Origin of the sequence: Candidatus Viridilinea mediisalina, assembly GCF_002532535.1 — a bacterium.
Taxonomy (GTDB): Bacteria; Chloroflexota; Chloroflexia; order Chloroflexales; family Chloroflexaceae; genus Viridilinea; species Viridilinea mediisalina.
Genome location: NZ_NQWI01000061.1, coordinates 20,406 through 29,832 on the forward strand (window position 1 = coordinate 20,406; position 9,427 = coordinate 29,832).

The 9,427-nt window shown below is 57.8% G+C and carries 7 protein-coding genes; 1 reads left to right on the plus strand and 6 read right to left on the minus strand.

Annotation, left to right across the window (positions count from 1 at the left end):
* Positions 1-230 precede the first annotated feature (230 nt).
* The 6 genes from CJ255_RS13315 to CJ255_RS13340 all read right to left on the minus strand — a co-directional run bounded on the left by CJ255_RS13315 (position 231) and on the right by CJ255_RS13340 (position 8,106).
* A complete protein-coding gene (locus tag CJ255_RS13315; protein ID WP_097644591.1) occupies positions 231-2,369 on the minus strand; it encodes an HD domain-containing phosphohydrolase in 2,139 nt (712 codons plus the stop codon).
* Complete coding sequence (locus CJ255_RS13320) at positions 2,366-2,773, minus strand: response regulator transcription factor (RefSeq protein WP_165774705.1); 408 nt, start codon at positions 2,771-2,773, stop codon at positions 2,366-2,368. Before CJ255_RS13320 ends, CJ255_RS13315 begins: the two co-directional genes overlap by 4 nt.
* Before the next feature lie 410 nt (positions 2,774-3,183).
* The gene (locus tag CJ255_RS13325; RefSeq protein WP_124681933.1) at positions 3,184-3,834 is read right to left on the minus strand and encodes a response regulator; all 651 of its coding nucleotides are present in this window, start codon (positions 3,832-3,834) and stop codon (positions 3,184-3,186) included.
* Positions 3,835-4,070: 236 nt separating this feature from the next.
* On the minus strand, positions 4,071-4,958 hold the full coding sequence (locus CJ255_RS13330; protein WP_097644594.1) for a sensor histidine kinase: 888 nt from the start codon (positions 4,956-4,958) through the stop codon (positions 4,071-4,073).
* Between the two features lie 5 nt (positions 4,959-4,963).
* Positions 4,964-7,543 (minus strand): phenylalanine--tRNA ligase subunit beta, encoded by a 2,580-nt coding sequence (pheT, locus tag CJ255_RS13335; protein ID WP_097644595.1) that lies wholly within the window; start codon positions 7,541-7,543, stop codon positions 4,964-4,966.
* A complete protein-coding gene (locus CJ255_RS13340) occupies positions 7,540-8,106 on the minus strand; it encodes a Uma2 family endonuclease (RefSeq protein WP_097644596.1) in 567 nt (188 codons plus the stop codon). Before CJ255_RS13340 ends, pheT begins: the two co-directional genes overlap by 4 nt.
* 283 nt (positions 8,107-8,389) lie before the next feature.
* On the opposite strand from CJ255_RS13340, the gene cofD reads away from it, so the two are divergent.
* Positions 8,390-9,322 (plus strand): 2-phospho-L-lactate transferase, encoded by a 933-nt coding sequence (cofD, locus tag CJ255_RS13345; RefSeq protein ID WP_097644597.1) that lies wholly within the window; start codon positions 8,390-8,392, stop codon positions 9,320-9,322.
* Positions 9,323-9,427 lie beyond the last annotated feature (105 nt).

The window sequence follows — 9,427 nt, forward strand, 5'->3', positions numbered from 1 at the left end:
ATGGTATCGTTCGTTAGGTCTATATAGTACCTTAGAATCCGATACTATGGCAACTCCACATGCTTTTGCTTCACTGCATAGCCTGCTAGAAGTCTGATCTTCATCGTAGTTGGCTAGGCCGGTTTTCGGTGATAAGAAGCATTAAGACACCGTTAACAAGGCACAACTATGAGGGCGTATATTTCCTTGTTCGGCAATCTGCAATCTACAATCTACAATCTGAAATGGGATTAGCCCCCCACAAGCTTGAGGAAGACCGGCACAAGGGCGGGATCAAATTGCTTGCCTGCTTGGGCAGCAATATAATCACGGGTATGTTCAGGCGACCAAGCGGCACGATAGGGGCGATCCGAGGTCAAGGCATCCCATACATCCACTAGGGCAAAGAGGCGGGCGGCGAGGGGGATTGTTTCACCTTTGAGTTGTTGCGGGTAGCCTGTGCCATCCCAACGTTCGTGGTGGCTGTAGGGGATGGCGAGCACCGGCTGGAGGTAGCTGATCTGGCGCAACCAGTTGTAGGCATAGACGGGATGTTGTTGGATCAGTTTGAATTCTTCGTCGTTCAATGGGCCGGGTTTGTGCAAAATGGCATCGGAGATGCCCATTTTGCCCACGTCGTGCAGGAGCGCCCCACGGCGTATATTCGTGAGCTCTGGTTCAGCAATGCCAAGCGTTTTGGCCAATTGGACGGTGAGGTTCACCACGCGCTGGCTGTGACCTTCGGTCTCGGCGTCGCGCAATTCGAGCGCCTTGGCCCAACCGGCTAGCGTCTCATCGTAGGCCCGCTCCAGGTCAAGCGCCGTCTGCTCGAGGCTGGTATAGAGCCGGGCTCGCTCAACCGCAATTGCCGCTTGGCCCGCCAGAGTCTTGAGGAAATCGAGCCATTCGTGGTCAACGACGGTGGGTGCCTTGAGGAAGACCTTCAAGATCCCAATGCTGCGCCCCTCCACCACCAGCGGTACGGCGTAGCCATAGCGCAACCCCTCTTTTACAAGTGTGCTACTCAGCTTGGTAACCTTGTAGGGCGCGAGTTTGCATGGCTGTGGATGGATGCAGATCTGTTCGACCAGTTCGGTCGAGATGATCTCATGGATGTGGCTACGTGCTGTAGCCGAGAGGCCATGAGAGGCAGCACATTCCAAGCCAGGCTGTTCAGGGTTGCAGAGCAGTACCACCGAGGCATTGGCATGAAGCTGTTCAGCCACCACCTCAAGCAAGGTTGTGAGGGCCGGGGCCGGGCCGTGGCTGAGCATAATCGCATGATCGATCTTGGCCAGACTCTCGATGCGCTCAAGGCGACGCACGGTCTGGTCGTGCAACTCGGCGCGGTGCAGCGCACTCGCGGCCATATCGGCAATGGCCATGAGAGTACGGACATCTTCGTCGCTAAAGGGATGGTCGCGGGCAATCCAGATCACACCAATGGGATGGGCCTGATTGACCACTAGGGCACAGATGGCGCAATCCTCTGGCCCCAACAGATCACTGCGGTAGAACAGAGGCTCATCGGCGACATTGGTGAGGTTACGGGGCAAACCACTGCTCACCACTTGGCCAGTGATGGTATGGGCGAGCCGAATGGTATGGCCCTGAAGCGCTTGCCATACGCCTAGCCCCAATTCAGCCTGGGCGCTATCTTCATCAAGGTTGGCGTGCCAGAGGATGGCACTATGACCACCCAAGAGCTCGCGGGCCTGACTCAGCAGCAGGGGCAGCAGGTTGGCGCGCGTCTCGGCCTGACGCAACACGGTAGCGAGGTGCAGCAACCCATTGCGCTCGCGTTCATGCTTGATCCGTTCACTCACATCGTGGATGATCGAATGGAGCAAAACCCGCCCTTGCATCTGGACGGGGCCACTATAGACTTCAACATCACGCACCACGCCATTGGCCAAACGGTGGCGAAAAAGGAAGAAGTTGCGATTATTCTGTTGGGCCAAATGCATCTCGTGGCGCACCTCTTCCGCTGTGAGCATGTTGATGGCCGTGATCTTCATCTGGCAGAGCATACTGCGCTCATAGCCATAGAAGCGACATGCCGCACGATTGGCATCCACTATCAAGCCATTATTGGGATCAATCAACAGCATGGCAGCATAGCTATCTTGGAAGAGTGTCTGGTAGGTCTGCCCCAGTGCTTGTTGGGCATGTTGCTCGGTTGTGACGACACGTTGATAATTCACCAACAACACCTGTAAACAAAAGGCGGTAGCCAGCACAAAACCAGCACCCTTCAGATGCTGAAAGCCAGTCAGCAGGAGCGTGTCTGCAGTAAGATTATTGAGCAGGGTATCGGTACCAAGCACCCAGATGACTGCACAGAGGAGGTAGAGGGTTGTAATCATGAAGGGGTTACGTACATGAGTCATGGGTGTCTCCAGTGAGCTATCTCTGATGGCCGGGCGACGACTTGGTGCAATACCGGCAGCAACTCGGTGTGGAGCGAATCCTTGGAGATAAAAGCAGCCGCTCCAGCAGTCAGCGCGGCGCTACTATAGGCATCATCATCGAGGTAGCCCAGAATGACTACGGGTATACCGGGGAGCGCCTGCTGAATGGCGTTCAGCAGGGCGGGATCGAGCATGCCGTCGGCACCAAGGCCAAGCAGCACCACCTGTGGTTGTGGCTCCAGCACCGAGACCTCAGCGGGGTGCCATGCGCCATGAACTGCCGCCAACATGATACGGCTCGCAAAATGGCGCTGTAAGACCCCGGCAGCAAGTTTGCGAAAGAGCGTACTCGCATCAATGAAGAGGATTGGGATGGGCCACATGGTGTCTGTTTCTAGTAGGAAAGTTAGGATGCGCTTGCTTCGCGTCAACGCCTCACGCATCCTCGCCTACTTATACCATTTACGATTGTAGATTGTAGATTGTAGATTGTAGATTGCCGAACATGGCGTCCCAATGGGCTTTCGCGTTCTTGATCATGCGGCATGTTCAAGGATAATTGGTATTACCCTGAGTACCATCATAGGCTACGTAGGGTCGCTACGTCTATACGTACCCGCAACCAGATTTGGCAGCTATCCCGTAGAATTACCGTAGACAACCCGTAGAATGCACGTAGACATGCCCAGAGAAGGAGACAGAAACGAGAAAATAGGAAATAGATTTGCGGCATTAGGCTGCGCGGGCCAGAGTCCCACGCACCCATAACATGGACACCATGCATCGCCAAGCGCTATGACGCCTCAAGCAAGCCCTGTTCACGGGCGAAGCGTTCGAGTTCGCGTAGACCCTTGAGCCCCAACTTACGCATCAGATTGGTGCGGTGGGTCTCGGCGGTACGGGGGCTAATGGTGAGCCGTTCGCCAATCTCGACGGCATTGAGCCCTTGGCCGGCTAAGACCAGGATCTGCCGTTCGCGTTTGGTCAAGACATCCATCCAGCCAATGCCGCCCGCATCAGGGACATGGCCAAGATAGGCATTGATCATGCGTTCGGCCAGTAGTGGGCTGAGGTAGCGCCCGCCTTGGCTTACGGTGCGGATCGCATTGATCAATTCGCTCGCATCAGCATCTTTGAGCACATAGCCATGAGCCCCGAGGTCGAGCGCTTCGCGCACATAGGCATCTTCGGCGTGCATCGAGAAGACAATGACGCGGGTGCTTGGCACGGAAGCGACCACGCTACGCAAAACCTCCATGCCACTCATTCCTGGCATTTGCAGATCAACAATGAGAATATCGGGGCGGCAGCGTTGCACCAACGCAAGCCCTTGTTGTCCATTATCTGCCTCGCCAATCACCGTCCAGCCCGCAACGACTCCGAGCGCAGTCTTGAGTCCGCCGCGCACCATGGGGTGATCGTCCACCAAGAGAATGCTGGTCATGGGTTGTGCCTTGAGGGAAGGATTGAGCAACGAGGAAAGAGGAAATGGGGAATCGTGCGCCCCTACGTTGGCTTCGACAGGCTCAGCCAACTCTACGTTCCCTACGTTGGCTTCGACAGGCTCAGCCAACTCTACGTTCCCTACGTTGGCTTCGACAGGCTCAGCCAACGTAGGGAGCGTAAAGGGGCGTAGCGCTGGCTTTGGCAAGCTCAGTCACCGTGTGCAACCAATTGGTATTACATAAATGTCGGTAGCGGCAACTCGGCGGTAATTTCAGTACCCTCACCGGGTTGCGCTTCGATACTGAGGGTACCGCCAATCAACTGGATGCGCTCGCGCATGCCACTCAGTCCGCCGCTTGTTGCGGTATTTGCTAGGGTCGTACTAGCAAAACCGATACCATCATCACTCACTTGTACAACCAATTGTTCAGCACTGGCAAAGATGCGTACCTTAGCTTGGTCTACGCCAGCATGACGCGCCACATTGGTGAGCGCCTCCTGAATTGTTCGATAGGCGGTTGTCTCAAGCTCACTGGGGAAGCGGCGCTCGATTCCGGAGTGGCGCAGATCTACCTTGATGCCGGTACGCGGCACATAGCGGTCGAGGAACCAGCCGAGGGCGGGGAGCAGGCCCAGATCATCGAGCAATGCCGGGCGCAAGTCGAGGGTCAAGGCGCGCACGCGGGCCAAGAGTTCACTCATGGCTGCATGGGCCTCATTGAGGCTCGTGGCCAGCGGTTCAGGCGCATCCACGGCTGCGGTACTTAAGGTCAATTTCAGGCCCGTCAGCACCTGGCCAATCTCATCGTGCAATTCACGCGCAATCGCCCGGCGTTCGCGCTCGTGGGCCTCAAGCAGGCGCCGCGAGAGCGCCTGCAACTGTTGGGCCGAAGTACGCAACTCATCTTCATACCACTGACGTTGGGCGCTGGTCTGCTCAATCATCATCCGTTGGTGCTGCACCTCAGCGAGGGCGGTGGCCAAATGGCGATTGAGCTTGAGCACCGAGCGATAGTGCCACAGACCAGCGCCCGCAAGACTGACCGTCAGGATGCTCACGAGGGTAAAGGATACACGTTTGACACTCCAAAAGAGATCAGCCCGTTTGTCAATCTGATCCATTTTTATCACCCACGGATGGTTGCGCCAAGTTCACGCTCCAATCCGCCGATGATCTTTTTGCGTACCTTGATCAAGGCTTCGTCGGTTAGGGTGCGATCATGGGCGCGGAAGGTTAGGTGGTAGGTGAGGCTGCGTTTACCTTCGCCCACTTGGGGCCCACTGTAGCGATCAAAGAGAGTGAGTTGCTCTAAGAGTTCGCCTGCGCCCCGACGAATCAGGGCGGCCACTTGGGCCTCCGGGACCTCAAGCGGTGCCACAATCGAGAGGTCCTGGACGGTCGCGGGGAAGCGTGCAAGCGGGCGGAAGACGGGCGGCGCAGCGACGGCAATCAGGTACTCTAGATCCAATTCGGCCATGACGGCCCGCGTATGGGGCAACTCTAGGCGGTTGCGTACCGCTGGATGCAGTTCACCAAAGACGCCCACCGGCTGCTGGCTAGTGCGTCCGCGCCCTTTGCGCCCAGGGTTCTCTTCAACTACGTCGAGCAGGAGCGTGGCGGCGCGGCCCGGATGGAAGCGCTCATCGTCGCGTAGCGGCGCATAGCCTATGCGCTGGCTTAGGCCCAAACGGGCCACCAGTTCCTCAATAATGCCTTTGAGATCATAGAAGTCGAGTGGTTCGCGCTGTGCGCCGCCCCAATGTTCAGCCTGACGCGGCCCAGCTAGGGCTAACGCCAAGCGCCGTGGCTCGTTGGGCAGCACTTCGCCCGCAACCGGCACATAGACCCGCCCAATTTCAAAGAGCAGCGCCCGTTCCCGTTCGCGCAGGTTGAGAGTTAGCGCATTACCCAGAGAGGGGAGCAGCGAACGGCGCATGTAGGTCTTTTCGGGTGTATTTGGATTCGCAAGCTTCACATAGTCACTTGCTACGGCGGCACTCGGGGCCACTGTTGCCACTAGTGCCATATCTACTAACGCATGAGTAATCAACTCGGTCAAGCCGCAACTAGCCAGCACCTCACGCACGCGCCACTCCAGGGCCAACTCGGGCGCCTGCACTGCTGGGGGCAACTCATCAGCCAAGCGGGTAGGGGCAATCTGCTCATAGCCATAGACCCGCGCCACCTCTTCGCAGAGATCGGCAAGAATCGTCACATCCTGGCGGAAGGAGGGCACACTGACGCGCACATGGGCATCATCGCCAAAGGTTGCAAGGTCACCCACAGCCAAGCCGCCAATCACCTGACAGCCGAAGCCGAGCGCGGTGAGTAGCTCCGCGATGCGGCGGGCGCTCAGTTGTACCCCCAAGATCCGCGCCACCTCAGTGGGACTGAGATCGAGCTGCAGAACCTGCCAGGGGCGCGGATAGGCATCAATAAAGCCTTGGGCAATCGTTGCCCCGGCATGGCAACGCATCAACTCAAGGCAGCGGCGCAAAGCCAACAGGGGCAACTCATAGTCCACCCCGCGCTCAAAGCGGCGCGACGCCTCACTGGGCAGTTTCATGCCACGAGCGGTCTTACGGATCTGTGTTGGTTCCCAGATTGCCGCCTCAAGCAGCACGGTAGTGGTGGTGGCACTCACTTCACTCGCCTCACCGCCCATCACTCCGGCGACGGCAAGGGGGCCGGTGGCATCACAGACCATCAGGGGGGCGCGTTCGAGGCCACTCGCCGCGCCGGGCGTCAAATCGCGCTCCTTGCCATCGAGGGTGGTCAGACGCTCACCGGGGTTGGCCAAGCGCACCAGCAACTGGCCATCCTGCACCCGTTCATAATCAAAGGCGTGGGTCGGCTGGCCCCATTCGAGCATCACATAGTTCGAAATATCAACCACATTGCTAATCGGGCGCATCCCGGCATGGATGAGGCGGCGCTGCATCCATTGGGGCGAAGGGCCAAGCTTCACCCCCTCAGCGAGACCGAGGGTAAAACGGGGGCAGAGATCAGGTTCTGCAATCTGCACTCCGGCGCGGCCTTCAATCGATGGGCCAGTGGTTTGCACATCCAACTGTGGCAACTGCAAGCTAGCCCCGGTTAGTGCGGCAACCTCGCGGGCAACGCCGACAATCGAGAGGGCACGGGCATAGTTGGGCGTAATCTCTAGGGTAAAGATGACTTCACCCATAACATCACACAGCGGCACACCAACGGGCGCATCATCTTCAAGAATGATAATACCCTCATGCTCATCAGAGATACCCAATTCCTTCTCGGAGCAGAGCATAGCATCGCTCATGACTCCACGCACCGGGCGACCCTTGAGAGTGGTAATGACCGGACGTTCGGCGTGGCCATCATAGAGGCGCGCCCCCTCTTTGGCAAAGACCGCCTTGAGCGGATGGGACAAGGGGCCCTGGCCCTTATAGGGAAAGAGATTGGGAGCACCAGTCACCACCGTATGGGCTTCAGGGCCGCCATAATCCACATGGGCCAACACGAGGCGTTCCGCATTGGGATGGGGCAACACCTCAAGTACATTACAGGTCACAATCTTCTCAGGGTCCCAAGGCAACTCCGCGCCCTCAAGCCCCACATACCGAACCTCTGCAACCTCCAGGCCACCAAAAGTCAAGCGGTGGGCCAACTCCTCTGGGGTCACCGTAACAGCTACAAACTCCTTGAGCCAACTCAACGGAACCTTCATGCCATCCTCTCAAACAGTTCGGCCACACGACAACCAAAGCCAGGGAGCAGAGCCGCATCTTCAAGGCGTTGCTCCTCAGCATAGGCCTGAATCGCACCCCCAGGCCGATGCACCAACACCTCGCGGGTACGGGGATAGACCACCCAGATCAGTTGTGTTCCAGCGGCCATGTAATCGTGAATCTTGGCCCGTACCTCCTCAGCCGTTTCGGAAGGCGAAACAATTTCAACCACCAGATCTGGCGCTTGGGCCCAAAACGCTTCCGGCACGCCAGTAGGGGGCAGGGCTGCTGCACACACAAAGAAGAGGTCGGGCGAACGCACCGTATCGGGATCGCGCTGCAGAATAAAGCCCGATTCGGTTCCAACCACCCCATAGTTCCCCGTCTCAGCCCAACGTTCAAGGCGGGCACCGAGGCGCAGCGCAATGACCCCATGTTTTCCACCGGGCGGCATGGTTTCTACCAACTCCCCGCGCACTAAGGCGCACTGCCGGGCGCGTTCAGGCAACGCCTGAAAGGCTTCTGCGCTCATCAAAACTGGTGTCAGCGTCAATTCCATCATGCACCTCGTGGATGCCACCTATTGCCTTCCGCCTGACGGCGGGAGCATGCGAGGGAACCAAGTTCCCTCACGTACCCTAACCGACCCAATGTTGGTCACAGCCATATTATACCAAATCCGATAGCCGATAGCTGATAGCTGATAGCCGGACATGGCGTCTCAATGCGCTTGAATGTCATTAGGCATGCGGCATGTTCAATGGTAATTGGTATTATACCTAACCGCGTGAGGTAGCGTGACAACTATCGGGTACAATAGGGGCGCAAAGGGGGTAAATTCGCGTATGATCCTCGTACTCGCAGGTGGCGTTGGGGCGGCAAAATTCCTCGAAGGACTGGTTCAAGTCGTACCACCCGACCAGATTGTCGCGGTGGTCAATACGGGCGACGATTTTGTCTTGCATGGCCTGATGATTACGCCCGACCTTGATATTGTGACCTGTACGCTGGCGGATCTGATTGACCGCGAGCAGGGATGGGGGCTTGCGGGCGATACAACGGCTTGCCTGGAGTGGCTCGGCAAGCTCGGCGGACCAACATGGTTTACGTTGGGGGATCGCGATCTTGCGCTGCACATTCGCCGTTCGGCGTTGCTACGCGAGGGCTGGACGCTCAGCCAAGTTGCTGATAGTTTCCGCCAAGCTTTGGGGGTTGCGGTACGAATTGTGCCGATGAGTGATGATCCAGCGCCGACCCACATTGTGACTGATGCGGGCGAAATCCATTTCGAGCACTACTTTGTGCAACGGCGGGCGCAGGATCGTGTGCATGGTGTGCGCCTGCATGCGGCTGGCCCAGCCCAACCAGCCCCCGGATTGCTCGACTTGATCGCCCAAGCCGAACGCATCCTGATCGCCCCCAGCAACCCGGTGGTAAGCATTGGGCCCATTCTGGCCCTGCCGGGGGTAGAGGCGGCACTGCACGCCAGTGCGGCCCCCATTGTGGCAGTCAGCCCGATTGTTGGCGGAGCGGCCATTAAGGGGCCTGCCGCCCCGCTGATGCGTGCAATGGGTTATGAGGTTTCGGCCTTGGGTATTGCAACCATCTATGCCGAACTTGCCGATACGCTGGTGATTGATCAACAGGATCATGATTTGGCTGCACCGATTCGTGCCCTGGGTTTGCAGGTTGTAGTCACCGATACAATCATGCGCGGCCCGGTAGAGAAGGCCAGGTTGGCTGCTTGTACGCTTAAGGATACAGGAAATAGGAATTAGGAAATAGGATACAGGAAATAGGAATTAGGCAGTAGCGCAAAAGGAACGCTGTGTAGGGGCACGGCGCTGCCGTGCCCCTGGGGGCTACGGCGACCACGGGGATGG

Coding starts and splice junctions, on each gene's coding strand:
- CJ255_RS13315 (WP_097644591.1), bottom strand. CDS start 2,369: ATGACTCATGTACGTAACCCCTTCATGATTACAACCCTCTACCTCCTC.
- CJ255_RS13320 (WP_165774705.1), bottom strand. CDS start 2,773: ATGTGGCCCATCCCAATCCTCTTCATTGATGCGAGTACGCTCTTTCGC.
- CJ255_RS13325 (WP_124681933.1), bottom strand. CDS start 3,834: ATGACCAGCATTCTCTTGGTGGACGATCACCCCATGGTGCGCGGCGGA.
- CJ255_RS13330 (WP_097644594.1), bottom strand. CDS start 4,958: ATGGATCAGATTGACAAACGGGCTGATCTCTTTTGGAGTGTCAAACGT.
- pheT (WP_097644595.1), bottom strand. CDS start 7,543: ATGAAGGTTCCGTTGAGTTGGCTCAAGGAGTTTGTAGCTGTTACGGTG.
- CJ255_RS13340 (WP_097644596.1), bottom strand. CDS start 8,106: ATGATGGAATTGACGCTGACACCAGTTTTGATGAGCGCAGAAGCCTTT.
- cofD (WP_097644597.1), top strand. CDS start 8,390: ATGATCCTCGTACTCGCAGGTGGCGTTGGGGCGGCAAAATTCCTCGAA.